The organism is Lentzea xerophila (assembly GCF_051094245.1).
GTDB classification, from domain to species: Bacteria; Actinomycetota; Actinomycetes; order Mycobacteriales; family Pseudonocardiaceae; genus Lentzea; species Lentzea xerophila.
In genome coordinates, this window is the sequence record NZ_CP194934.1 from 5,553,495 (window position 1) to 5,578,106 (window position 24,612).

Below are 24,612 nucleotides of genomic sequence, written 5' to 3' on the forward strand. Positions count from 1 at the left end.
CACACACCGAAGATCGGAGAAGCACCCGTGTCAGGTCCAGAGGAGTTGCACCGGATCACACTGCTCGACACGCTCGCCGACGGGGCGGACGGCTTCGTGGACGACGCCCTGCAGACAGCACTGCGGGAACTCGATTCGGCGGCGCAGTACATCGCCGCGGTCCACCAGAACGTCGCCGGCGCCGCCGACGAGTCCGGATCGTACTCGGCATTCCAACGTCAGTTGATCACTACCTCGTTCCGGCAGGCCTACGACAGGTACCTGGAGATCAGCGCGGACACGTACCAGGACGCCGCGCAGAAGTACCAGAACCTCTCCCGGGACGCGGGCGGCAAGCGGGAGGTGCTGACGAGGTTCCTCAGCGTGACGCACCAGCTGACGAACGAACTGCTCAACGCGAACATCCGCGCGAGCAGGAACAAGCCCGTCGCCACTGAGGACTTCGAAAGCCTGGACGGTGAACTTAGGGAACTGATGAAGGAGCTGATGCCCGCGGGTGTGGTCGACCACCAACTCGGCGGAACCATCTTCCAGGTCCTGAACGACGCCAAGACGAAAGTTCTGGAAGCTGCGGAAGCCCGTCCGGGAGAGGAGGAGGACGAACGGTTCAAATCCGAGCCTGGCGTGCGAGCAGCCGCACCCTACGACACCGTTGACCTGTGCCCTCACTTCATCGGAATCGCCCAGACCATGGCGCAGCTGGCGAACAAGATCGATTCCCTGCCCGAGGGATATCTCCAGACGGTGGGGTCCTATGCCAAGGCGTACCACGACGTCGCCGAGGGAATCGCGCGGAACCGGGAAAGGCTCTCCGTGATGGCGTCGGTGTACGGCCTGTCCGCGTGAACCAGGGAGACATTCCGTCGAACCCGACGCACGGTGTCGGCACGCGATGGTGCACCGACAGCTGCCTCATCGTGCCGGACAGTGCAGCGCCTCGGGCGCAGCATGACTGCGTAGCCGGGTGCGCACCAGGAGGTACGAATGGTCACTTCCGAACGTGATGTGATCGACACGAGCGGCTTGCGGTCGATCGCGGACCCCTTCGGCACGGACCTGCTCGACAGATGTGTCCGAGTCCCCGGCCTCCATCGTCTGCTGGAGTACTTCAACGACCTGCGAACCGCCTACCTCGCCTGCATCGACTACCACGATGACGTCCTGATGCATGAGCGCCGGCAAGTCCTGGCGGAGGTCACGGCGGTGACGATCGCGCTCGCGTCCTTCCAGCGGGTGTCCCTGCCACTGAGTGCCTCCGTTCAGGCGGTGGACGAACTGGCGAGCCGCATCAACGACGCGGTCCTCGCTCGCGACCTCGTGGACCCAGCGCTGGCAGAGGACCTGCACACCCACGTCGAGGAGGCGAAGAAGCTCCTGTCCGGGATCGCGGCCGCACCGGCGAGCGTCGGCGCCGTGCGTCAGCTCGAGGCGATCGACCAGCAGGTCGGCGCTTTCGCGCAGTACTACCAGTACCACCTCGCGTCGGACCAGGGCGCACGCACGCAGACCACCGGCTGGGCGTTGCAGACCTGGACCGCCGACTGGCCCGGCCTGGACCTGAGGCTGACCGAGGCGCGCAGGACGATCCGGGTGCTCCTCGAAGAGGCGAAGAACTGGTACACGTCCTACTTCGACTTCACCACGCGGATGGAGGAGGGCGAGCTGCCCGCGGCCACCGGCCTTCCCGCGGACGCCGTCGGTGACACTTCCGGTGTCCCGGCACTGACCACCTACCGCCAGAACCTGCTGAGCTGGCGGCGGCAATCCGGGTACTGCCTCACCACGATGTCCGACGTCCTCGAGCAGGCGCACGTCCTGTGGGAAGAGGACGCGCGGACACGTCGGGACTCGGTCAGGCAGACCAGGCAGTTCCTGAGCGCGTCACGGGACAGCCGCAAGCACCTCTTGTCCTTCCTCCAGCGCCTCACCGTGAGGCCGCACTACTACATCGGCCTCGACGAGGCGGGTGCTCACCTGTCCGTGATCGAGGACGCCCTGACGGATCTCGACACGATTCCGGCGCTGGACACGGCGACGAAAACCCATTTCAAGCAATTCTTCGCAACGGCGAAAACCGTGTTGAGTATGATCTTTGAAGCACAAAGCCGAGATCTCAGCTCCGAGTTCACCAGCACGGACGCCGCTGTCAAGTCCGGAAAGGTCATCGTGGAGACCGCCACCGCCGCGGTCCACGCACACGGTTCCTTCGTGCAGAAGGTCGAACGGATCCTGAACCACGTCGAGGCCGACCAGGCGAGCAGTGTGGATTTCGTCACCGATGTCCGGCAACGGATGGAATCGCTCACAGAGGCCGGCACGATCATGATCGGTTGGTCGTGAGCACGGAGCGCAGCACGTTCCAGCGGTGAGACAGGTCGCCGTGCACACCCGCCGTCTCGCCGAACCAGGTCACCCAGGCTGCCAGCTCGCTCTCGGGCACCTGGTGCTGCCGCGCGATGGCGCAGAGATCGTCCCCGGTGGCGAGCAGACCGACTACCCGGCACATGCCCGCGTCACCACCGCTGAGCACCCGGCCGACGACATCGGAGAGCCTGGCCGCCTGCCTCCTGCTTACCTCATCCCGCAACGCCGGCAGATCGGACACCACGGACTCCCTGAGCGCACGCAGGTACGAGCGCCTGTTGCCCTTCCTGATCCCGAGGCGCCGTACGATCGACTCGATCTCACGACCGATGAGATCCGATGGCGCACCGAGGCTGAAGCTGAGCTCCGTGGTGTCGGGCCACCTTTTCGAGCTGGCCGCGACTGCCTCGACCACGTGCCACTGCCATTCGGTCAGAGTGCGGAGTACCCCTTCTGGACCGGCCTGCGGCTGTGCGGCCTCCGGCTCGGCGTACCGCGTCGAGTCATCGGCGGGCGTCTGGACGACCTGCCCTCTGCCTCCGCGGGCCGGATGCGGGCGAGGCGTCGCGTCGGCGAAGGCCGCGAAGACCGGCTGCATCATCTGCCAGCGCTGCGACAGGTCACCAGGTAGTCCGAGCTCATCGGCGAAACGGCCGATCCAGGCCTCCAAGTGTTGCCGCTGCACCGCGTTGTCCCTCGACAACGTGCCGATGTCCCAGCCTGAACCCAACAGCCGCACCACGTCCCGGTCCGGCCGGTCCGATCGGCGCAGGAGCTGGTCGGCGGCTGCGGCGATCCGCGCGGACAGGTCGTTGCGCGCCACCACCCGGAGCGATTCGTACGCGTCCTCGACAGCGGCCCGCGGGTCCGGGGAGAGCTCACGCACCCAGGTCGCCGCCATGTCAGCCGTGACGCCGCACTGGTCCGACAGAGAGGTGAGCAGCGTTGAGAGCGGAACACCGAGGACGGCGGCATCGCTGATGTGGGCCAGTACCTCGGGAGGTGGTGGCCCGAGGACGAGACCGCTGCCGAGGTCGAGAAGGTCCGATGTGGACTGTTCTGTGCCGGTGAAGCGCAGTAGTGCGACCACCTCGGGCGGCGTCGACGCACCGCACCGGGCAGCGATGTCGCACAGCCCTCGGGCCACGTCGTCGTGGCTGACGCCGTTGAGGTGGGCGATGGTCGCACAGACGAGGTCGAACGCCTCGCTGTCGTCGAGCTCGGGCCGGTCGGCGATCCACAACGCGGCGGCCGACCACCAGTCGTCGGACAGGTCGGGCACCGGCGCGGACATCGGCGGGTCGGCTCCCTTCGCACAGGCACGCTGCGACACGCACCAACTCGCTCATCGTGTCATCGCGTCAGCCATGACGAGAGGTGCGCCGGGGCAGTCGCGCGGGCAACGACCGGCACAGCGGTTCACTGCGGACGCCGGGAAGTGGATGAGCCTTCTTCTGGAGGACGCAGCATCCGGTGAGGCTGCGGGGCCCCCTGTGCGACGAACGCGGCCACCCGCTCGTCGTCGGTCAGCGGGAGGAGCCTGACGACAAGCTCGTCCGCCCGCTGCCCCAGCCCGAAATTCCGTGCCGCGACCCGGAACCTCTCCACGAAGGAATCCCAGTTCTCCGATCCTCGCAACCAGGTGCCGTGGTCGGTCATCAACTGCTTCCAGCGGTACACCGTCAGCGGGTCGTCGGGTTCATCGGGCATTCCAGGTGGGGAGGGACGGCCGGCCTCGGCGCTGAACCGGGCGAAGCGCAGGGCGCCCTGCGCTTCGAGCTCGGCGACCCGCTGGTCGTCGTCCAGGACAGTCAGCCGCAGGAGGAGGTTGTTCGCCTTCCCACTGAGGCCGCGACGGTGGGCCTCGGCGAGGAACCGCGCCGCGAACGCATCCCAGGTCTCCACTCCTCCGCGCCACATGCCGTGCTCCCGCATCAACGCTTCCCAGTCGTGCGCGAGCTGCAAGGTGCGCCGATCCGTCTCCTCCACCGCGAGGTGGCGCCCGTCCTCACCCGCCTCGGCCGCCATCGTCGACCGTGTGATCTCGAGCAGTTGCAGCACGGTGCCCGGATCCGCGAGCTCGTCGGCGAACGAGACCTCCTGGGCATCGGGGACGAAGCCGTCGGTGCGCACACCGTTCGACTCCATGTGCAGCTCGAACCCCTCGGCTAACGCACGATGCAGGCCACAGGCGGCCAGCTTCGTCTCCAGGAGGATGTAGAACCGGCTCAGCCCGGCGTCGCGCTCCGGCTGCCAGGCGATCGCCGCATCGTTGAGCGCCGCGTACCAGAGCTGCACCCGCTCATCGGACCAGTTCTGCCGCAAGGGGAACTCGAGTACCAGTTCCAGATCTCTCATTTGGGTTTCCTCCACAGCTTCCGAGGCAACTGCCGCCATCGTCCTCCCGCGGTCCCGCTCCGACGCGAACAGGAGGGCAACGCCGCGGGCAGCCGGTTCCCGCCCGGAAGGTCAGACGTCCCTTCGCACCAGCAACACGGCGGCGACGGCGAGCGGAACCGCCACGTAGAGGAGGAGGACCACCAGAGCCCCCGCGCCGGGCAGGTGGTTGTCGCCCAGCTGGACCTCCTTCACCGCCGCTGTCACGTGGTTCCACCCGTAGCGAGCGATCACATCCGTCACCTTCTGACCGAACAGGCCCAGCAGGATGGGCAGCACGACGATGACGCCGATCGTGGAGGTGACGGCGGCGGCGGTGTTGCGGAGAATCGCGCCAAAGGCGATTCCCATGAGCCCGATCGCGGTGGCCTCGCCCACGGTCGCGGCCAGCAGACGCACCGTCGCGCCTTCGCCCAGCGCGGCCACCCCCGCGCCCTCGGGCAGCACCATCTGTCCGATGTAGACGGTCAGGAGAACGCCGACCACCATCACGAGCGTGTTGACGGCGGTGAACATGACCACTTTGCCGAAAAGCACGGGAAGACGGCGCGGCACCGCGATGTACGACCATCTGATCATGCCGGTCGCGTGGTCGTTCGCGTACACGGACACTCCCAGCGCGGCGATGAACAGAGTCGTGATCACCATTCCGGACACGGTGAGGTCCGTCCGGTCCAACGCCGACATCTTCGCCAGTTCGTCGTCCTTCGCCGTCGCCGTGACGGCCACCCCGATGCCCACCTGCGCCACCAGCGCGAGCAGGTAGATCACCCAGGTCGACCGCACGGTCGTGAACTTGATCAGTTCCGAGCGGACGATCGAGGACAACCGGACCGGTTTTTCCGTTGCGGCGCCGACGGTCTCCGTCACACCGGTGCTCATGTCAGCTCTCCTCGCCCGGCGATTGGACCGCCGTCGCGCCCACGTACTCGTTGTTGTCCTTGCTCGCCCTCATGTAGGCCTCTTCCAACGACGCGCGCACCGGTGTGAGCTCGTGCACGGCCGCACCAGCGGCGAGCGCGCGGTCACCGATCTCCGCTGTGCTCAAGCCGTCGACTCGCACCGTCTCAGCGTCTTCGTCGGTGACGACCACTCCGTCACCCACCAGGACACGCCGGAGCACGTCGAGATGGGGGCTGCGCACGATCGCGCTGCGCCGGGAGGCACTCGAGATGAACTCGTCGATCGGCGCGTCGGCGACGAGCTTGCCCTTGCCGATCACCACGAGGTGGTCGGCGGTCACCGCCACCTCGCTCATCAGGTGCGAGGAGATGAGCACGGCCCGGCCCTGGGCTGCCAGGCTCTTGAGCAAATTGCGCAGCCAGAGCACACCGTCCGGGTCCAGCCCGTTCACGGGCTCGTCGAGCAGCAGCGTGCCGGGGTCGGCCAGCAGGGCGCTGGCGATGCCGAGCCGCTGTCCCATCCCGAGCGAGAACCCTCCCGCTCGCTTGCGCGCCACTTTGCCCAGACCGACCAGCTCGATCATTTCGTCGACCCTGCGGTTGGACACGCCCGAGATCGCGGCCAGCGCCCGCAGGTGGTCGCGCGCCGACCGGCCGGTGTGGACGGACTTCGCGTCGAGCAGCGCGCCGACGTGGCGCGGTGGGCAGGTGAGCTGGTTCGCCGGCTTCCCGTCGATGCGGATGTGGCCGCTGGTGGGACGGTCCAGCCCGACGATCGCGCGCATCGTGGTCGACTTGCCCGCCCCGTTGGGACCGAGGAACCCGGTGATGGAGCCCTGCCGGACGGTGAACGAAAGTGTGTCCACGGCCTGTTTGTCGCCGTAGCGCTTGCTGAGTTCGACTACCTCGATCATGGTCGCGCATGCCTCCTCAAGTGTTGGGACTAGCCGCAGGTGACGTCCGCACTCGGCAGCTTCAGGTCGACGAGGTACTCGATGGCCGCGTTGTCCACGCATTCGCGTCCCATGGAGAGGAATGCGCCGTGACCCTCACCTTCGACGGTGACCAGCCGCGCGCCCAGTCGCTGAGCGAGCTTCACGCCGTTCTCGTGCGGCGTGGCGGGATCACCGGTCACGGAGACCACCATCATGGTCGGCACGTCCTTGAACGCCGTGTCGGAAGTGAGCGTCACCGGCCCCGGCCACGCGCTGCAGATGTCCGGCACGGCTGGGCTTTCGAGACCTGGATCCAGGAACGGGGCGGCTTCGGAGGCGGCGCGAGCGACGCGGGTCAGTTCCGCCCGATCGGTCTGGCGCTCGTAGTCGAGGCAGTTCACCGCCGTCAGCAGCAGCTGTGAGTTGTTGTAGCGGCCGGCAGCATCTCTGCCGAGGTAACCGTCCGCGAGTGCCAGCAAGTCCTGGCCGTCACCGTTGCGCAACTGGTCGATCGCCTGCGCGAGCGCCGGCCAGGACTGTTCGCTGTAGAGAGCCGCGATGACGGCCGTGACCGCGTCGGTGTACGACAGCTTCCGATCGCCCACTGGCAGAGGGTTGGTGAGCAGCGGGCGTGCGAGCCGCTGGAAGTCCGCGGTGGCGTCCGCCCCGAGCGGACACGCTCCTTGTTGTGCACAGGCTTGAGCGAACGCCTCGAACGCCTCTTGGAACCCGCGGTACTGGCCGATCTTCATGTCGGCGTGGCTCGCGCTCTTGTCGACGGCGCCGTCGAGCACCATGGCCCTGACCTTGGTGGGAAACGCACGGGCGTACTCGCTGCCGATCAGCGTGCCGTACGAGTAACCCAGGTAGGTGAGCTTGTCGTCGCCCAGCGCACCCCGCAGGATGTCGAGGTCCTTGACCACCTCTCGCGTGCCGAGGTTCGCCAGCGCGGTCTTGCCGTACTGGGTGTTGGCGATGCAAGCGTCCAGCTCGTCCCGGATGTCCTTCTCCGCCGCCTGGACACCACGTTCGGACGTGTCCAGGTGCAGCACCAGGCGGTCCTGGTCCCGCTTGGTGTCGCTCTCGCACCGCACAGTCGGCTCGCTCTGCCCCACTCCACGGGGGTCGAATCCGACGAAGTCGAAGCGCTGCCCCAGTTCGGTGGCCGCGACGGCGGATGCCAAGCCTGCCGCCGCCTCCACGCCGGAGCCTCCAGGGCCGCCAGGGTTGACGAAGAGGCTGCCGATGCGTTTGCCCGGGTCCAGGGCCCGGTGCCTGAGCAGGGCCAGCTTGATCTTCTTCGCGCCGGGGTCGGCGTAGTCGAGTGGTACTTCCACCTTCGCGCAGTCGATCCCCTGCTGCTGCTCGTAGAGCTCCTGGAGCTCCGGTCTCGACGCGAAGCCGCCGCAGTCCGACCACGAGACCTTTTGCTGGTAGAACACATCAAGGGAGTCGTTCTTGCGGCCGGCGTCGCCCCGATCGCCCGACGTGCACGCCGAAGCCATCACCAGAGCCACCAGGGGGACGGTCAATTTCGTACGCATGCCACGAAGGATGCGGGACATGAGGAGATCCGGACGACGTCACAACAGGCTTCCCCGTCGGCCATGTCCCTGCCCTTCGGTGAGGTGCGCGGGGGAAGTACCGGCCGGACATCACCCCTGAGCGCTCGCGTCGACGAACGCCCCCGGCGCGGCCGCGTTGAGCACCCTGCCGAAGGGAGACCAGCCGGCGCCGAACACGTGGCCGTCCGACACCGCGTCGTGCACCGTGCCGTCCTGCCCGATCACCGTGGTCCGCGTCCCCTCCAGGTCCTTCGCGATGTCGACCGACGCCGGTGACACACCATCAGGCAGCGCGACGCGGACGAAGTCGCTCCACGAATCCGGAGTCGCGCCGCAATGCCACAGCTGTCCGGACGCGATCACCATGAAATGCACCGAGTCTCCAGTCGCCACAGCGGAGACGTCGGTCACCGCGCCGGGCTCACCGCACTGCCACTTGATGGGGTAGAACGGCGCCCACGCACGAGAGCCGGCCGGCCTCGACGACTGGTACACGTTGCCGTCCTCGGTCACGGCGAACATCGACACGTGCCCCTGCGAGGTCGTGATCGCGAGCTTGTGCACCGCGCCACGCCAGCCGACGTCGTTGTTGAGGGAGCGCAACGGCGACCAGGAACCATCGCGATACCTGGTCGTGTGCACGACGTGGTGACCACCTGCCACCGTGGCCACGACCTCGAGGTCGCCGTGCTCGTCGATCGCCGAGGCGACCGCGCCGAACCGCGTGCCGGGGCTCGGAGCGGGCATGGCGGCGCCGCCGCTCTCGGACGCCACCGCACCGAACCCGGACCAGACCTGGTTCTGGCGCAGCAGGTGCATCAGCCTGCCGTCCCTGGTGACCGCCATCAGGTGTAGCGCGTCGCCGTCACGTGCCGACGACACGGATGCGACGTCCACCCACGTGCGGGCCTGCTCCTGCACGTACCCGTACCGCTGCCACACTCCGTCGACCAGTCTCGTGTGGAAGACGGCACCCCACTCCGTCACCTGGAACTTGTCCAGCGTGCGCTGGGGAGTGGAGTCGGCATGCGCGGCGATGGGCAACGTGACCAGCATGGCGGCCACCGCGCACACGGCCGCTCCGAGCAACCTGCGAATGTTCATGACGACCTCGCCGAGGTGTGGGGAGTTGGCATCTGTTGCGGGTGACACACCGAGACAGCCGGATGCTTACGCGTCCACCCGTTGGCGTTGCACGGAGAACTGCCCTCATGCACTTCGGTTCAACCTGAGACCTTCGGTCCACTGTGGAAATGAACATGACACGATTGTTCCTCGCGCTGACCGGAACCGGCCTGATCCTCGTGACCGCGGCTTGCGGGTCAGGTGGCACCACCAACTCGTCGCCGACGTCGTCGAGCACGATCGCACCGAGCTCTTCTTCTTCGTCTCCTTCTTCGTCTTCTTCCGCAGCGGCGACTTCGCACGCGGCCGCGCCTGGAGAGCCCGCCGCCTGCACATCCGTCGAAGCCTCTCTCGGCCCCATGAGCGACGAGATCGAACGAGCACCGGAGGACTACTTCTCGACGTTGCAACTGGAGTTCCGCAACACCGGTGCGGCGGAGTGCACTCTCTTCGGCTATCCCGGGGTGTCGTTCGGCGGTGAGGACGGCCGCACCTTCGACCCGCCGCGATCCGGTGCCGCGCACAACGCGGTCCGCCTCGCGCCTGGTGCGACTGCCCACAGCAGCCTCCGCGTCCACACGGGCGACCAGGCCACCGGCTGGCACGTGAAGACGATCTCGGTCACCCCGCCGAACACCACGAGCACGAAGCAGTTCGTCTGGAAGGCGAATGCGCTGATGCAGTACGGGTACACGATTTCGGGGGAGACGGTCATCGGTCCGGTCACCGCGAAATGACCTCGGTCCTCGAAGGCAGAACGTGAAGCCCTCCTCGTTGCCCGTCGGGGCACTCACCTCAGCACAGTCCTGCGTGGACGTCAGCGCGCGTAATCCAGTGCGCGGCAGCGAGTCAGGTGCTCAGGGGAGCAGCAGTGGCGAGGAGGCTCGATGTCCGGATTTCCGTCGCGACGTCCCAGGCGGGTGTTCCCGTCGGTGTGGCGCCTGTCCGCGCTCACGACGGCCGCGTTGCTGATCCTCGTCGCCGGAGTCGGGCCGGGGGCGGGCTCCTCGCCGGTCGCGCTCGCCCAGCCGGACCACGTGGTGCTGACAGCGACCGTCGTGACCGGATTCCCCGCGCCGGCGCCGACCGGCAACGGATACCTCGTCGACTACGAGGTCACGGTCCACAACCCCGGTGCGGACACCGCGTCCTACTCGCTGCAGCAGGTGCTGCGCTTCGCTCCGGGCACCACAGTCACCTCCGCCACCGCGGCAGGGCCTTCGGTCGATCCGTCGTGGAACGGCACGACGAACACGACGCTGGCCGGTCCGGACACGCCGATCTCAGGGCACGCGACCCACTCGTTCCGCCTGTCGGTCACCGCTTCGGTATCCGGATCGATCACCGAAGAGGACCGCGCGTGTCCCGCCTCGCTGACGGGCTCAGGAGGATTCAGCACCTATTCCTCGCTGGCAGCGTCCACCGGCGATCCGGCCGTCGTCTCCGCCTGCGCTCCCCTGTCCCCCGTCATCGCGCAGGTCACCGGTGCCTCGACCGAGTCCGGCGGCGAGGTCTCCGTGACCTACGACGTCACGATCACCAACGACTCGGGCGCTCCGTCGACCTACGACCTGGGCGACACCCTGACGGCCGGAGCGGGAATCACCGCCGTGTCCGCCGAGGTGCTGCGGGCACCACCGGGCGCCGCCAACGCCGCGTGGACCGGTTCCACCGTGACGAGGCTCGCCACCGCGACCCCGCTCGCGGCCGGTACCAGGCACCGCTGGACGATCCTGGTCCGCTCCGCGGTCGACCCGGGCGATGCCACCAGCCCGCACTGCGCCTCCGGCGGCGGAATGCGCAACGCGGCCACGCTGATCTCCGCGGGGACCGCCTACCAGGCGGAGGTCTGCTACTCGCCCGCACTCGTCCGAGTGCGCAAGTCCATCGCGCCCGGCACGCCACGGCGCAACGCCGACGGCACTTACACGGTCGAGTACGACATCGTGGTCGAGAACACCGGCGGTGACCGAACCCGGTACGACCTCTCGACCGCTTTCGGATTCGGGCAGGGCATCAGCTCGTCCGGTCCGTCCGCGGCAGGGCCACTGCCGGTTTCAGCCACGTGGAACGGCACCACCGACACGGCGATGGCGACCGGGGCCGAGATCGCCGCGGGCGAGTCTCACACATGGCGCCTGAGCGCCACCGCGACGGTCGGAGCCGGGACGACAGCGCAGTCCCTCACCTGCGACCCCGCCGGGAACCTACCGAGTGGTCTGCTGGCCACCACGACCGCCACCGCCACCGGTGTGCACGTCGCACACGCCTGCGCCGCACTGCCCACCGCCGGCATCACGAAGGTGGTCTCGCCCGGTTCCCCGGTCGCGAACGGGGACGGCAGCTACACCATCGGCTACGACGTGACGATCACCAACACAGGCAGCACCGAAGGCACCTACGACCTGACCGACGAGCTGCGGTTCGGTGCGGGCATCTTCGCGTCCGGCGGCCAGATCACCGGTCCCGTGCCCGTCAACCCCGGCTGGGACGGCACCACCAACACGACCGTCGCCACCGGCGTCGGCATTCCCGCCGGAGCGACGCACACCTGGCGCGGCACCGGACGAGCGGCGGTCGCCCCGGGCACGTCCCCCTCCGGCTTGATCTGTGCTGCGGACGGGACCTCACCCGGAGGTCTCCTGAACGTCGCCAGCACCACGATGAACGGTGTCACCACGCAGAGCCACGCGTGTGCGGGCCTGCCGTTGCTGACCATCGCCAAGACCGTCTCCTCCGGAAGTCCCGTCGCGAACGGCGACGGCAGCTACACCGTCGGCTACGACGTGACGATCACCAACACAGGCAGCGGATTCGGCAGCTACGACCTCTTCGACGAGCTCCGGTTCGGCGCGGGCATCTCGGCGTCCGGTGGGCAGATCTCCGGTCCCGCCTCCGTCAACCCCGGCTGGGACGGCACCACTAACACCACCGTCGCCACCGGCGTCGGCATTCCCGCCGGAGCGACGCACACCTGGCACGGCACCGGCCGGGTCTCAGTCAACCCCGGAGCCGACCCGGCCGCACTCGCCTGCGCGCCCGACGGCACGACGCCGGGTGGACTGCTCAACCGGGTCACGGCCAGGTCGAACGGACAGGAGCTCATCGCCCACGCCTGTGCAAGCATGCCGTTGCTGACCATCGCGAAGGTCGTGTCGCCCGGCTTCCCCCGCGAGAACGGCAACGGCACGCACGCCATCGCCTACGACATCACCATCACCAACACCGGAGCGACCACGACGGCGTACGACCTCGCCGACGAGCTGCGGTACGGCTCCGGCATCACCGCCACCGGTCTCACCGTCACCGGCCCCCAGTCGGCGAACGCGAACTGGAACGGCACCACCCAGACCGCTCTGGCGGACGGGGTGGGAATCGACCCCGGCGGCGACCACTCCTGGCACATCGAGGGCACGGTGACCGTCGCAGGCGGCGTCGAGCCTTCCGCTCTGACCTGCAACCCCGACGGTCTCAGTGCCGGCGGGTTGCTCAACCAGGCCGTCACGACCGGCAACGGCGGCAGCCTCGACGCACGTGCCTGCGCGAGCCTGGCGCACGTCACCGCCACGAAGTCGCTCCGGCAGGGATACCCTCGCGCGAACGGCGACGGCACGTTCTCCGTCCAGTACGAGATCACCGTGACCAACCCCGGCGGCAACACCACGACCTACGACCTCGCCGACGAGCTCCGGTTCGGTTCCGGCATCACCGCGTCGGGGCTCCGGGTCACCGCGCCGCCCGGCGTCACCTCCGACCCCGAGTGGAACGGGACAGTCCACACCGGACTCGCCACGGCCGTCGCGATCCCCGGCGGCGCGACCCACGCCTGGCTGGTCGAGGCGACCGCCACGGCGGCTCCTGGCATCGCGACGTCCGCGTTGTCCTGTTCCACCGACGGTTCGACTCCCGGCGGCCTGCTCAACCTGGCGACGACGACCGCGAACGGCCTGCCCGTGCGAACCCACGCGTGTGCCGGTCTGCCGCAGATCGTCAGCGCGAAGACCGTCGCCGAGGGATTCCCCAAGGAGAACGGTGACGGCACCTACACCGTCGCCTATGACGTCACCGTCACCAACACAGGGGGCGGCGCCGGCACCTATACCCTCGACGACACCTTCCAGTTCGGTTCGGGCCTCACTGCGAGCGGCGCCTCGGCGAGCGGTCCGGCCACGCCGTCCGGTTCGTGGAACGGCACGACGGACACGAGAGTGATCGCCGATCTCGTCATCGCGGGGGGAGGAACGCACACCTGGCGACTGACCGCGCTGGTGACCCCGGACGGGATCACCAGCGCCTCGGTCACCTGTGATCCGGCCGGCGCCGCTCCGGGCGGGCTCCGCAACGTCGCCACGACCGCCGCGAACGGCGCCGCGACGCCGGTGCACGCGTGTGCGGGCCTTCCGCTCCTGTCCACCAGCAAGGTCGTCGGTGACGGCTTCCCCAAGGAGAACGGCGACGGCACCTACACCATCGCCTACGACATCTTCGTCACGAACAACGGTGACGGACCTGGCATCTACTCGCTCGACGACACCTTCCGGTTCGGCAGCGGGCTGACCGCGACGGGCCCGGCCGTGACGCCTCCGCCCGGTGTCGCAGCCGCACCGTCGTGGAACGGCGGCACCGACTCGACACTGGCCACCGCGGTCACCGTTCCCGCGCGTGAAACGCACCGGTGGCGCGTGACCACCCCGGTCACCGTCGGAGCCGGCATCTCGCCGGCGAGCCTCGCCTGTGCGGAGGACGGCACCACGCCGGGTGGTTTGCTCAACGTGGTCAAGACGACCGCGAACGGCCGCACAACGACCGAAGACGCCTGCTCCGCGCTCGCCGACGTCGTCATCACCAAGGAGGTCGCGGACGGATACCCGCGCCGAGACCGGAACGGGCTCGCCGTGGCGTACCGGATCACGGTCGTCAACTCGGGCGCCGCGGCGTCGTCGTACGAACTGACGGACTCGTTGAGGTTCGGTGCGGGCATCACCGCGGGTACACCGGTCGTCACGGCGCCCAGCGGAGCCAGCCCGAACCCGTCGTGGAACGGCACGACGACGACGGCACTCGGCCAGGTCGCCGCGATCGAACCGGGAGTGACCCACACGTGGACCGTGGAGCTGCCCGTCTCCGGGTCCGGCACAGCACCGGTCGCGTCCCTGCGATGCCCGGCCGCGGGATCAACGTCGGCAGGAGCGCTCAACAACGCCGCCGGACTGGTCGTCGACGGCGTCACGACCACCGAGACGGCGTGCGCGGGACTGCCGCGGCTCGAACTGGTGAAGACCGCCGACGTGCCGACCGTCTCCCCCGGCGGCAAGGTGGCGTACAAGATCACCGCCACCAACATCGGCGGCGCCGACCAGCCTGGCGCGTCCCTCACCGACGACCTGACAGACGTACTGAAGCAGGCGGCGTTCGCCAACGACGCTCGGTCCGACATCGGCACGGTGGCCTACGACGCCACGGCGGCGCGGTTGACGTGGAAGGGTGACCTCGCAGCCGGCAAGACGGCGACGGTCACCTACAGCGTGACCGCGAACGACCTCCAGGACGACGGACACGCACTGCACAACACGATCGCGAGCCCTGCGGACAGCAACTGCGCCACGCCGGGCGACACCCGGTGCGAAGTAACGGTCGCGGTCGCACGCCTCGACGTCAGCAAGATCGCCGACAGCGATGTCGTCCAGGCCGGTGGCAAGGTGACCTACACGCTGCTGATACAGAACTCCGGAGGCGTCGCCTACGGCCCGGAGAAGCCGGCCGTGCTCACCGACGACATGACCGGAGTGCTCGACGACGCCGCGTACAACTCGGACGCGAAGGCCGATTCCGGTCCGGCGCCGACCGTGACCGGGTCGACGCTCATGTGGAGCGGCCCGCTGGCCGTCGGCCAGACCATCAGCATCACCTACAGCGTGACGGCGGCGAACCCGTCGCGAGGCGACGGTGTGCTGGACAACGGCGTCACGGCGGCGGACAGCAACTGCGCCGCGGGATGCCACACCAAGGTGACGGTCGGCAGCAGCCCGGCTCCGCCGTCCACCGATCCCGGTGGCCACGCCGGTCTGCCGAAGACCGGCCCCGCTTTGCTCGGTGTCACCGCCATCGCGGTGACCCTGCTCGTGACAGGTGCGGTCCTGCTCGTCGCGGTGCGCCGCAGGCAGGAGTGAGACGAGGCGCGGGGTCATGGCACGAGCACCGTCCGAACAGGTCCCAAGATCGCCGTGGCAACTGCTCCTGTTTGCTCCCGTGAGGCACGTTCCGGCCGAGGTGGACCAACGTAAGCGCCCGGTAGGCCAGGGCGGTCGTGATCGCCAGTGTCATCGGGAAGAAGGCGTCAGCTCGCGGGCCCCGAGCGGGCCGGGCGCCTGGGGCCGTTCCCGATGACGGCTCGGCCCCGGCACCTCATGACTCCGGTGCGGGAGTCGCCATCTGGTGCGAACAGTCATCTGCGATGAAGCTCCGCGTCACTCGTACAGCTTGACCTCAGCGGTCGCGAGGTCGTACCAGGCTGTGCGCACCTCGGCGCGCCCGGCGGCGATCGCGGCCGCCACGACGGGGTTGCCGGTGATCGCGTCGGCGACGTGCCGGAGGTGCAACTTCAGCGCGTCGGCGTACACGTCTGTACCGCCTTCGGCGATCGCCCGCCTGGCCGCGGGCTCGATGTCCGCGACGAGGAGGCCCAGCTCGCCACCGGGTGCGGAGGACTTGCCGGTGGCCACGTCGACCGCGGCCTTCACCGCACCGCAGGAGCTGTGCCCGAGCACCAGGATCAGCGACACTCCCAGCGCGCTGACCCCGAACTCGATCGTCCCCGTCACCGCACCGCACAGCACGTTGCCCGCCGTGCGGGTGACGAACAGGTCCGAGAAGCTCTGGTCGAAAATCGCCTCTGGAGGCACCCTCGAGTCCGCGCATCCGACGACGTGTGCGAACGGCCGCTGGCCGTTCACGTGGGTGCGGATGTCGGTCAACGTGTGCGGCTGGGTCATCCCGTCCCGCACGAGGCGCTTGTTGCCGGCGATCAGCACCTCCAGCGCCGCACGCGGAGAGTCCGGTGGAGTGGCGGGTGGTTCACTCGTCGTCCCACCACCTCCGCCCGCGTTGGAGGCGGCGCACGCCGACAACGTCAACGCACCTCCCAGCACAGCACCGCCGAGTACCGCGCGCCGGGATAAACCCGGCCCGCCGAGCTCACCTACGGCCATCGGGCCTCCTTCAGTGCGCGAGGACTCGTTGATTCTGCGGCGCGCCGACACGGGTACCGGTGCACGAACAGGCGACCCGTGCGGACAACCGGCATGACCGGTCTTTGCGCGGTCCGGTGGACGTTGCTGCCCGCACGGATGCCCTTCCGCCCCGGCGGCGCTTTCTCGTCGACGCGACGATCGGCAGAACGCCGGTGTTGTCCGGCTCCGGCTGTGAAAGCACCGAGACGGACGGAGAGATCCTTGCGCGAGGACAGAACGCCACGTCAGCTCGAGCACAGGCGAGCAGCACTGGAGCACGTTGTCGCCCATGCCACCGCGTTGCGAACCGTGTTGCACGATCTGCGCCGCTCGGCACTGGACACAGCCGCATTCGACGTGGCTACGAGCACGTACGAATTCCACCGCGCGCAGCTGACGCAGTGGATCTACGGCAAAGCGGTGCACGAGTACTACGAGGACGACTACAACGCGCAGTTCCACCTCTGCATCGGGCTGGAGTACGCCGAGCGCGGTTCAGCTCTCATCGACGAACTAAGGGAACTGGCGCGGAGTCTGGCCGACGCGCAGCACGAGGCGGCGCAGGACGCCGACTCCGTGGAGCTGTCGTACCTGCGGATCGACAGCCTCGGTGACCACAACGTCCTCTTCGACGAGGTGGAGGTGGTGCTGCGACGGTTCGACGACTACTGCCTCGCCACCGAGCTGCTCAACGAGGGCGACTGACGCTCCGGCACTTCCGGGCAACCCCGAGACTTCCCGTTCGACCGCAGCGGCACGGACTCCGGGCGTCCTAGCCTCGAACCGTGTCGTCCCCCATGGTCGAGTCAACCGCATGCCGGATGTGCGGTCAGGACTGCGCGGAGTTCGGCGGCCTGACGAACACCGGCTGCAACTGCGCGGCACCGTTGTGCTCGGGATGCGTCACCGCCGCTTTGGTGAACGCCTGCACGCCGGTTCCCGATCGCGTCCGCAGCACCGAGCGCTACGCGGTCGGGCTGCTGCCGTCCGGCGCTCAGTGCCCCGCGTGCCGCGCGGACGTCGATCTGACCCCGGTTGCCGACCTGCCCGCCTTCGCGGAGCTGGTTCAGCTCGCGAGCACGGTGGACCGGCACTGCTTCTACGTCAGCAACGGTGACGGGTGGCTGCCACTGACGAACTTCCAGTTGTCCCTGCTGCACGCGCCCAGGCTGGACACCGGTGCCGCACGACACCTGCTGGATGAAGTGACATTGTTGCCGCGCATCAGCAATGAGCTCCGCGGGTGCCTCGATGCCTACCACTCGGAGATCGGCTACGACAACGTTCTGCGGGGCAACGCGGACGTGGAGGCGCACGTCCGCGCGGTGCTCGAAGTCGCGCGGCGCGATCTCGCGATCGCCGGCTCGATGTTGCGCGCGCTGATCGGCGCGGCGGAGCAGCCGGACGACAAGCTGGTCGTCTGCCCGGACCTGAGCGCGTACCGCGACGAGATCGCCGGCTCATGGTGGAACCTGGCCGACGCGACGGCCGCCCTCAACGAGGAACACCGGCGCTGGCTCACCGATCCGGAAGCCGATCGTTCCGAGGAAGAACGCGCACTGCGCGCCACGATGTTCACCCAGCTCGCCGAGCCGTTGACGGCGTACGTGCAGCACTGGCTCGCCTGGGCCCGCCATGCCCTTCAGGAGGCTGGACGTCTCGAACTGCTCGTCGACAAGGCCAGGATCGCGCTCGGCTTCAAGGAAATCGGCTGACGCAAGGCCACTGCGACCGAGAAGGGAGTAACCGTTGGAGCACGACGACCGGCCCTTCGACGCGATAGTCGTCTGCACCGTTTGCTGCGAGGACCTCGCGGCATCCGAACTCGCCGCATCCTCGACGGCGCGCACATTGCCTTGTGGGCACGGCTTCCACCGTCAGTGCGTACAACAGTGGTTGCAGGAACACGGCACCTGCCCGAACTGCAGGCGGAGTGCGGCGCCCGATCCCCCGCAGCCGGCGCGGTTCGGTCCCTCGGACGCACCCACCCTGCATTCCGCACCCCCGCGGGACCATCCGTACACATCGGTGATCACTGCCTCGGCAGCACAGATCGTCGCCTGCTCGTCGGCTCTCACCGCGGCGCTGGCGGGCAGCTCTCCGGCTCCCGCCGAGATCGCCGCTGCCGCGATCGAGCTCCACGACGCCGTGCGGCACCGTGAAGACCTGCTCGTCAACGCAATGGCGCCGTTGCTCACCACGCCGACCGCCGCGTTGATGGAATGGCGGGACGCGTTCGACGACGTGTGGCCGTTGGTCGTCCAGCTCAGCTCGAACACAGCGGAGGAGATCGAGGCCACTCCGCACGCCCTCGCGCCGGTGCTCGAATACTGCGACGGTCTGAGTGGCCGCACCGAACGTGCCGTCGTGCAGCTCGACCACGTGCTCGTGGCGGCACGCACACCGGACATGCTCGCTGCGGCGAAGTACACGGCTTGGTTCTTGAACGAGGCCGTGCCCTACCTCACCGATCTCCGCTGGACGTTGCCGCCCGATGTCCCGGTGGAACGCGATTGGGAGGATTTCGTCGCGGTGCTGCACGAGCACGGCACCGCGTTCGACACCCACCTGCACGCCGTGCTGGAAGTGGTGACCTCGACCAGCGGCTGGTACGAGGCCGCCCGCCGGGACAACGCGCGTGCCGCCGAGTACGCCGCGGCGGCGTTCAGGTGGGCAGAGCTCGGTACCACTTCGGGCGCCGGGTGAGGTGCTGCCTTCGCAGGGCGGCCTGAGCACTGCGGCTCAGCAGTCCGGTCCCGCCGGCTCGATGACGAAGAGACCGGCGGTGTGCGCGCGGTGCACGGCGGCGCGGTACTCGGACGGGACCATCAGCACGTCGTCGACATAGAACAACCCCAGGGCGACTGGATCGACCTCAGTCTGTACAGCGTTGCGGCACAACAACTCCATGAGGGCATCACAGCGTTCGGCGTGCGTCGCCCGCACCCAGTCGTCCGGATGGGCCAGCGGCGAACCCGCCTGCACGAGCAACTGCCCGAGCAGCACAGTCCACTCCGGACCGAAACTCTCCGTCATGAGCCGGTCGAGCTCTTCCCCGCGGTGATCCTGTCCGTGCAGCCCGCCGTAGCCCGGCTCGCAGTCCCGCACAGCTCCTCCTCACCCGACCGGACGACCTCGCGGTCACGCTATTGCGCCGCGGACCGCCCGTTCCTGCCCGAAAGGGCACTCGGGTGGCCGCATCAGTCGCGGACGAAGAACTCGAACTCCGAAACGGCGAGCTGCGTGCCGCCGACGGCGCTGTACATCTCCGTGACGTGGATCTCGACCGACTTCGCGCCCTGGCCGTTCTCCAGACTGAGGGTCTGCGGGTTGGGCGTGTCTTCGAGCGTGACGTCCTCCGTCTGCCCGGTGGAGTAGACGAGATGCAGCACCCTCGGCCGGTTCAACTTGACGAAGTCCGTCTTGTCACCGGAGTGCACGATGACCTTGGCGAGGTTCTCCGCGGTGTCGAAGCTGATGACCACCAACGACTCCTTGCTCAGCGGCGCCGCCCAGTACGTGTCGAGGTAGCCGTCGAAGGCCGCGGTCGCGGGATGGCCGGGCTCCTCGCCGTTCGGTGCGCCGATCGCCGTGGGGTGCACCGGGTCGTAACGAGGGAAGAGCTGGCGCTCAACGTAGTCGCGCGCGCCGTACACCCGCCGGTCCACTCCCTCGTGCACATAGGGGACCGTCGTGTACACCAGCATCGCCGCCACGCCGAGGAAGCCCAGCACCACGCGGACCCGTCCCAGAACTTTGCCCCGGCGTTCCTTCGAGCCGGGTGCTCCGTCCCTGCCCGGCCTCGTGCCCACCGGGTGTGTCCTGGGCTTGCGCCACACCAGCAGACGCCGCCACCACCGCGGGCGGACCACCTCCGCCTCGCTCAGCGAATGACCGCAGCGCGAGCAGAACTTCCGGGAGCTCGTGTTCGGCTCGCCGCACTCGCCGCAGATGAGGTCGCCCACCTGCCTGCGCCGCGTCGGCCGTTCCGGCACGGCCGGGCGCGGCTTGCGTTGCACGGGCTCCTGCGGCAGCACCGCCGCCGGCTCATCCGGCACGTCTACGGGTTTGCCAATCAGCGTGGGCACGTTCTGCCGTACAGATGCGGGCAGCGGAGTGGCTATGGGCACCGGCACCACAAGCGACGCCACCTCCTCCAAGAACGCCTCGTCGTCCTCATCAGCCTTCCTGTGCCGGGCCCTGTGCCCGGGACCACGGGCCATCGCCGCCAGCGGCGCGTCGGGAGGCGGGGTCTCCCGCACCGGCGGCGAGGGCGGTGCGAGCTTGCGCCCGTTCCGCGCTCCGGCGGCGGGCAGCGCGGTACCCGGCGTGCCGTCCAGGTCCTCCAGCAGGCCCGCCGCGAGGTCACCGGACAAGTGCTCGAAGTCGTCCGCGTCCGCCGGAGCACGCAGCGGGTCACCGCCGCGGGGCGCGGTATCCGCCAGCCCTGGCAACGGTGGAAGGCCGGACGGCGGCGCCGTCTCGACGGCGTGGTCGTCGAGCGTGCTGGTAGCAGCACCGCCCTTGCCCACACTGGGCGGGACCGGCAGATCAGCCGGCCTGCCCGGAGTCTTGTCAGGCAGCGCGGGAACGTCGCCGGATGCGAACTCGTCGGCCTGCGGCCGGCCACGCGGGTTCTGTGCGCCGAAGTCAGGCAGTGCATTGGCCTTGCGCTCACCCAAGCCAGGCAACTCCGGCAAGCCCGGCAGACCACGCGGCTTGCGCTCACCCACCCCAGGCAACTCCGGCAAGCCCGGCAGACCGCTCTGCTTGCGGTCACCCGCCTCCGGCATGTTCGCCCCGCGACCCACGCCAAAACCCGGCAGGTCCGGCAAGCTCGGCAACTCCGGCAAGCCACTCGGCTTGCGCTCACGCACGCCCGGCAACTCCGCCACTCCAGCGGACCTGCGCCCATCACCAGACGGCAACTCAGGGAACTCCGGCAGGTCCGGCGAACCAGCCGGCTTGCGCTCACCCGCCCCCGGCAAGCCCGGCAAGCCCGGCAGGCCACGCGGCTTGCGTTCACCCACCCCGGGCAACTCCGGCAGGCCCGGCAGACCGGGCAGGCCACTCGGCTTACGCTCACCCGCCCCCGGCAACTCCGGCAGGCCCGGCAGACCGGCCAGGCCACTCGGCTTACGCTCACCCGCCCCCGGCAAGCCCGGCAAGCCCGGCAGACCGGGCAGACCACTCGGCTTACGCTCACCCGCCCCCGGCAAACCCGGCAAGCCCGGCAGACCACTCGGCCTGCCCTCACCCACCCCGCCGGACTTGCGGTCACCGCCCACACCGGGCCTGGCACCGGCGCTCAGTCCGGCAAGTCCACCGAGGCCGCGCCCACCCAGCCCTCCCGGTGCGGGCGACTCCATCGGCGGCAACCTCCGGCTCCCCATCAGCATCTTGCTGACGCGGTCGATCAGCCCGAGCTTCGGCTCCGCTTCCTCCTCCTCCGCCGGCTCCTCCCGCTCGTCGTCCGGAGCGGCCTGCTCGACCTCCACCTCCTTGCCCGTCCACTCCAGAAAGCTGCCACAGGAGCCGCAGAACGCATCGGTGGAAGCGTTGTGGAAGCCACACTTCCGGCAGAGGATCATCGCGGCCTCACCTTCAGCGTGTGGGGAACGTGCACCGGCTTGTTCAGCGCGATGACGTTGTCCACGTCGGCGAGCGGCACGCGGGCCGGGTCGTCGACACTGATGTCCACCAGCAGGTGCGGCGGCTCGACGTGGTGCGCGCCGCGGCTCGGCACGGCCGAGACGATGATCCGGACCCTGTCGTGGAGCATGACATCGCCGCCGGTCATCAGCTCCAGCCATTCCCGCAGGCCGGTCATCGTGCACCGCGACGCGTACAGCCGCGGCGCCGCTTCGATGAGTGCTCGCATCCGAGCAGGCGGCACGGTCGCCATCAGGCGCAGACCAAGCCACGAGCCGAGCCACGGCAGGAAGTCTTCCGGGGTGGTGCCCGGATCGAGGTAGGCGCTCAGGCAGTCCAGCACGCCGACCGCGGGTGCCAGCACCTCGTCGAGCCCAGCGGTGAAGCGCGGGGCGAACGAGTCCTCCTGGAAGACCGCCGGCAGGTAGGACGAGATCGGGAAGGGGCTGACAGCACCGTCAGTCGTGCCTCTGCTCATGGCACCTCCACCCGTACCTGGTGCTCGTACGAGAAGACGAGGCTGTGCGGTTCCAGTTCGAGCTTTGACGTCGACCCGCCGCGTTCGCCCGTGACGGGGTTCGCGCCGAACAGCTGGACGTCCTCGACCAGCGCCACGCCGGGAACCGCCTGCAGTGCGGCATACACCTGTCCCTGGTGCACGGGTCTGCCGAACGGCCAGCCCTTGCCGTCCGTACCTCCCGTCACGGGGTTGAGCAGCGAGTACAACGCGTTCAACGCGTTCTCCTGCACACGGTCCGCGTTCGCGTCCGGCGTGCCGATGATCCGGGCCACCACTGTGACACCGCGATAAGTCGGAGGCTCCAGCGCGATGCTCGTGCCGATGACCCTGACCTCGTTCAGCCGGTCCGCGAGACGCTGGGTGATCGAGGTGGGCGGCAGGAGGTCCTCGAGCCGCACCCTGCCCCGGTCCGCCGACACCGACGGCACAAGCAGAATTCGGATCGGTCCGTACGAGCCTTCCACGGGATCGGGTGGCAGGCACCGGATCCGGGCGAGTTCGGGCGCCGTCTCGGCGCAGATGACCTCGTAGTCCTCGGCTGTCACCGCACGGCTCCTGGTGCGCAGTACCATGGGACCGCGCAGCTTCGCCTGCTCCAGTGACTCACCGTCGACGCCGCCACGTGCCGGGTACCGGTTCTCCACCGAGTCCACGAACGGAATGGACGTCTTCAACGTCGAGATCGCGCCGGCGCGGACGTTCCCGCGCACGCCCCCGCCTGTGTAGTACCTGCGAATCCTGACCTGAGCGTTTCGTGCCGGAACAGCACCGTACTGCCGCAGCGTGCCGTCCTGCTCCCGCACGACCGGGCCGAACGAGACCACGCCGGACACGGCGTCGAGGTGGAAGTGCCGGTCGTCCGGCGCGCTCTCGGCGAACGACCCGACCATGGACCAGCGCTGCCATCCGTCCTCACCGCTCACCTCGACCACGACCTCGTCGAGGTCCGGCAGCACCGGAGTGCGGCTCACCGGGAACGACTGACCTGGTACGCCTTCCGACTCACCCAGGACCTCGTGCTCCACCAGCTCGGCGTGCTGGGCCTCGACCGTGCCACCGACCGTCGACGCGGTGATGCCGGAGATGACCGGTGTGGCGCTGTAGGCGGGCTGACCGGCCCGTACGGGCGCGACGACGGCCCTGAGCCATCCCGCCCGCTGCTCACCCATGATCTCGGTCTGGTGGCTCGCAGGCACGTGCAGCACGACGACGCCCTCGCGGTTGAGGCCACCGGTCTCGTCGGTGGAGACCTCGCACGGTTCCCAGGAGGACCCGGTCCAGGCTTCCCAGGAGAGCGGGGGGTGCGTCGGGTCCACTCCGACGCCCTCGATGCGGCACGAGATCGTCAGCTGGACGGCGCACCGCGGCACGGCTTCCGGCAGCCCGATCAGCAACGCGTCATCCGGTTGTGGCACGGGTGAGAAGGCGGCGAAGGACTGCCGCCTGCGCAGTTCGTCGAGATGCTCGACGTAGGTGGACGCGTCGCTCGCACACGTCTTCACACTCGTCACCCTGCTCGGCACGATCGCCAGGGACTCGGTGGTGGTGAACAGAACCGACTCGACCGTCTCCGTCCGGCCGGTCGCCACGCGCGTGCCCGCGGTGACCTGGACGACGGCGCTGGCGGGCGCGGCGAGCCAGAACGTCACCGGTACCCGTGCGGCGGTCGGCGGGATCAACCGCACACCGACCAGTTCCAGGAACTTGACGTAGAGCCGGTCCGGCACCCGGTTGAGCCGGTACAGCAGCTGGTCGGTCATGAAGGCGAACGTCTCGATCAGCGTCACTCCCGGGTCGGACACGTTGTGGTCCGTCCACTCCGGACAGCGCTTCATCACGAGCCGTTTGGCGTCGTCGACCAGGTCCTGGAACCGCCGGTCGTCCAGGTTCGGCACGGGAAGTGTCATCGCGGGAGGCTCCTCG

Annotated in this window: 18 protein-coding genes and 1 pseudogene; 8 read left to right on the top strand and 11 right to left on the bottom strand. The window is 68.8% G+C overall.

The features are described from left to right. The first annotated feature begins 27 nt into the window (after positions 1 to 27). Both ACRSBM_RS26565 and ACRSBM_RS26570 read left to right on the top strand, forming a co-directional pair. On the top strand, positions 28 to 846 hold the full coding sequence (locus tag ACRSBM_RS26565; protein WP_434447130.1) for a hypothetical protein: 819 nt from the start codon (positions 28 to 30) through the stop codon (positions 844 to 846). A gap of 138 nt (positions 847 to 984) precedes the next feature. Further along, positions 985 to 2,340, top strand: a complete 1,356-nt coding sequence (locus tag ACRSBM_RS26570; RefSeq protein WP_434447132.1) for a hypothetical protein — start codon at positions 985 to 987, stop codon at positions 2,338 to 2,340. On the opposite strand, the gene ACRSBM_RS26575 is transcribed toward ACRSBM_RS26570, so the two are convergent. The 6 genes from ACRSBM_RS26575 to ACRSBM_RS26600 form a co-directional block, all read right to left on the bottom strand. Continuing rightward, positions 2,321 to 3,658: a hypothetical protein gene (locus ACRSBM_RS26575; RefSeq protein WP_434447134.1), complete on the bottom strand. Its 1,338-nt coding sequence runs from the start codon at positions 3,656 to 3,658 to the stop codon at positions 2,321 to 2,323. The genes ACRSBM_RS26570 and ACRSBM_RS26575 overlap by 20 nt on opposite strands. A 125-nt stretch (positions 3,659 to 3,783) precedes the next feature. Continuing rightward, positions 3,784 to 4,722: a hypothetical protein gene (locus ACRSBM_RS26580; RefSeq protein WP_434447136.1), complete on the bottom strand. Its 939-nt coding sequence runs from the start codon at positions 4,720 to 4,722 to the stop codon at positions 3,784 to 3,786. Between the two features lie 111 nt (positions 4,723 to 4,833). Continuing rightward, positions 4,834 to 5,643 carry a hypothetical protein gene (locus ACRSBM_RS26585; RefSeq protein WP_434447138.1) on the bottom strand — a complete coding sequence of 270 codons (810 nt, stop codon included), beginning with the start codon at positions 5,641 to 5,643 and terminating at the stop codon, positions 4,834 to 4,836. Between the two features lies 1 nt (position 5,644). Next, positions 5,645 to 6,577, bottom strand: coding sequence for an ABC transporter ATP-binding protein (locus tag ACRSBM_RS26590; RefSeq protein WP_434447139.1), 933 nt, complete (start codon positions 6,575 to 6,577; stop codon positions 5,645 to 5,647). Between the two features lie 29 nt (positions 6,578 to 6,606). Further along, positions 6,607 to 8,142: an alpha/beta hydrolase gene (locus ACRSBM_RS26595; protein ID WP_434447141.1), complete on the bottom strand. Its 1,536-nt coding sequence runs from the start codon at positions 8,140 to 8,142 to the stop codon at positions 6,607 to 6,609. Between the two features lie 111 nt (positions 8,143 to 8,253). After that, a complete protein-coding gene (locus ACRSBM_RS26600; protein ID WP_434447143.1) occupies positions 8,254 to 9,267 on the bottom strand; it encodes a hypothetical protein in 1,014 nt (337 codons plus the stop codon). Positions 9,268 to 9,647: 380 nt separating this feature from the next. Here ACRSBM_RS26600 and ACRSBM_RS26605 point away from each other — a divergent pair, with 380 nt between their 5' ends. Together ACRSBM_RS26605 and ACRSBM_RS26610 are read left to right on the top strand one after the other, a co-directional pair. Next, positions 9,648 to 10,025 carry a DUF4232 domain-containing protein gene (locus ACRSBM_RS26605; protein WP_434447145.1) on the top strand — a complete coding sequence of 126 codons (378 nt, stop codon included), beginning with the start codon at positions 9,648 to 9,650 and terminating at the stop codon, positions 10,023 to 10,025. A gap of 150 nt (positions 10,026 to 10,175) precedes the next feature. Continuing rightward, entirely contained in the window at positions 10,176 to 15,458 is a 5,283-nt protein-coding gene (locus ACRSBM_RS26610; RefSeq protein WP_434447147.1) for a hypothetical protein, read from the top strand. A 297-nt stretch (positions 15,459 to 15,755) separates the two neighbouring features. On the opposite strand, the gene ACRSBM_RS26615 is transcribed toward ACRSBM_RS26610, so the two are convergent. Beyond that, positions 15,756 to 16,421, bottom strand: a complete 666-nt coding sequence (locus ACRSBM_RS26615; protein WP_434447149.1) for a carbonic anhydrase — start codon at positions 16,419 to 16,421, stop codon at positions 15,756 to 15,758. A 318-nt stretch (positions 16,422 to 16,739) separates the two neighbouring features. Between ACRSBM_RS26615 and ACRSBM_RS26620 the strand changes: the two genes are divergently transcribed. The 4 genes and pseudogenes from ACRSBM_RS26620 to ACRSBM_RS26635 all read left to right on the top strand — a co-directional run bounded on the left by ACRSBM_RS26620 (position 16,740) and on the right by ACRSBM_RS26635 (position 19,223). Next, positions 16,740 to 17,222, top strand: a complete 483-nt coding sequence (locus ACRSBM_RS26620) for a hypothetical protein (protein ID WP_434447151.1) — start codon at positions 16,740 to 16,742, stop codon at positions 17,220 to 17,222. Between the two features lie 80 nt (positions 17,223 to 17,302). After that, positions 17,303 to 18,232: a hypothetical protein gene (locus ACRSBM_RS26625; RefSeq protein WP_434447152.1), complete on the top strand. Its 930-nt coding sequence runs from the start codon at positions 17,303 to 17,305 to the stop codon at positions 18,230 to 18,232. Between the two features lie 34 nt (positions 18,233 to 18,266). Beyond that, positions 18,267 to 18,434 (top strand): annotated as a pseudogene (locus tag ACRSBM_RS26630) (RING finger domain-containing protein); the annotation flags it as partial. A gap of 111 nt (positions 18,435 to 18,545) precedes the next feature. Next, entirely contained in the window at positions 18,546 to 19,223 is a 678-nt protein-coding gene (locus ACRSBM_RS26635; protein ID WP_434453522.1) for a hypothetical protein, read from the top strand. A 36-nt stretch (positions 19,224 to 19,259) separates the two neighbouring features. On the opposite strand, the gene ACRSBM_RS26640 is transcribed toward ACRSBM_RS26635, so the two are convergent. From ACRSBM_RS26640 to ACRSBM_RS26655, 4 genes are all read right to left on the bottom strand, one after another. Then, entirely contained in the window at positions 19,260 to 19,625 is a 366-nt protein-coding gene (locus tag ACRSBM_RS26640; protein ID WP_434447154.1) for a hypothetical protein, read from the bottom strand. Positions 19,626 to 19,717: 92 nt separating this feature from the next. After that, the gene (locus ACRSBM_RS26645) at positions 19,718 to 22,108 is read right to left on the bottom strand and encodes an NADase-type glycan-binding domain-containing protein (protein WP_434447156.1); all 2,391 of its coding nucleotides are present in this window, start codon (positions 22,106 to 22,108) and stop codon (positions 19,718 to 19,720) included. Then, on the bottom strand, positions 22,105 to 22,647 hold the full coding sequence (locus ACRSBM_RS26650; RefSeq protein WP_434447158.1) for a phage tail protein: 543 nt from the start codon (positions 22,645 to 22,647) through the stop codon (positions 22,105 to 22,107). Before ACRSBM_RS26650 ends, ACRSBM_RS26645 begins: the two co-directional genes overlap by 4 nt. Then, complete coding sequence (locus ACRSBM_RS26655) at positions 22,644 to 24,596, bottom strand: putative baseplate assembly protein (RefSeq protein ID WP_434447160.1); 1,953 nt, start codon at positions 24,594 to 24,596, stop codon at positions 22,644 to 22,646. The genes ACRSBM_RS26650 and ACRSBM_RS26655 overlap by 4 nt, the downstream gene beginning before the upstream one ends. Between the last annotated feature and the right edge of the window lie 16 nt (positions 24,597 to 24,612).

Excerpts from the sequence above, each read along its gene's own strand:
- ACRSBM_RS26570 (WP_434447132.1), top strand. The coding sequence starts at position 985 with ATGGTCACTTCCGAACGTGATGTGATCGACACGAGCGGCTTGCGGTCG.
- ACRSBM_RS26575 (WP_434447134.1), bottom strand. The coding sequence starts at position 3,658 with ATGTCCGCGCCGGTGCCCGACCTGTCCGACGACTGGTGGTCGGCCGCC.
- ACRSBM_RS26580 (WP_434447136.1), bottom strand. The coding sequence starts at position 4,722 with ATGAGAGATCTGGAACTGGTACTCGAGTTCCCCTTGCGGCAGAACTGG.
- ACRSBM_RS26585 (WP_434447138.1), bottom strand. The coding sequence starts at position 5,643 with ATGAGCACCGGTGTGACGGAGACCGTCGGCGCCGCAACGGAAAAACCG.
- ACRSBM_RS26590 (WP_434447139.1), bottom strand. The coding sequence starts at position 6,577 with ATGATCGAGGTAGTCGAACTCAGCAAGCGCTACGGCGACAAACAGGCC.
- ACRSBM_RS26595 (WP_434447141.1), bottom strand. The coding sequence starts at position 8,142 with ATGCGTACGAAATTGACCGTCCCCCTGGTGGCTCTGGTGATGGCTTCG.
- ACRSBM_RS26600 (WP_434447143.1), bottom strand. The coding sequence starts at position 9,267 with ATGAACATTCGCAGGTTGCTCGGAGCGGCCGTGTGCGCGGTGGCCGCC.
- ACRSBM_RS26605 (WP_434447145.1), top strand. The coding sequence starts at position 9,648 with ATGAGCGACGAGATCGAACGAGCACCGGAGGACTACTTCTCGACGTTG.
- ACRSBM_RS26610 (WP_434447147.1), top strand. The coding sequence starts at position 10,176 with ATGTCCGGATTTCCGTCGCGACGTCCCAGGCGGGTGTTCCCGTCGGTG.
- ACRSBM_RS26645 (WP_434447156.1), bottom strand. The coding sequence starts at position 22,108 with ATGATCCTCTGCCGGAAGTGTGGCTTCCACAACGCTTCCACCGATGCG.
- ACRSBM_RS26650 (WP_434447158.1), bottom strand. The coding sequence starts at position 22,647 with ATGAGCAGAGGCACGACTGACGGTGCTGTCAGCCCCTTCCCGATCTCG.
- ACRSBM_RS26655 (WP_434447160.1), bottom strand. The coding sequence starts at position 24,596 with ATGACACTTCCCGTGCCGAACCTGGACGACCGGCGGTTCCAGGACCTG.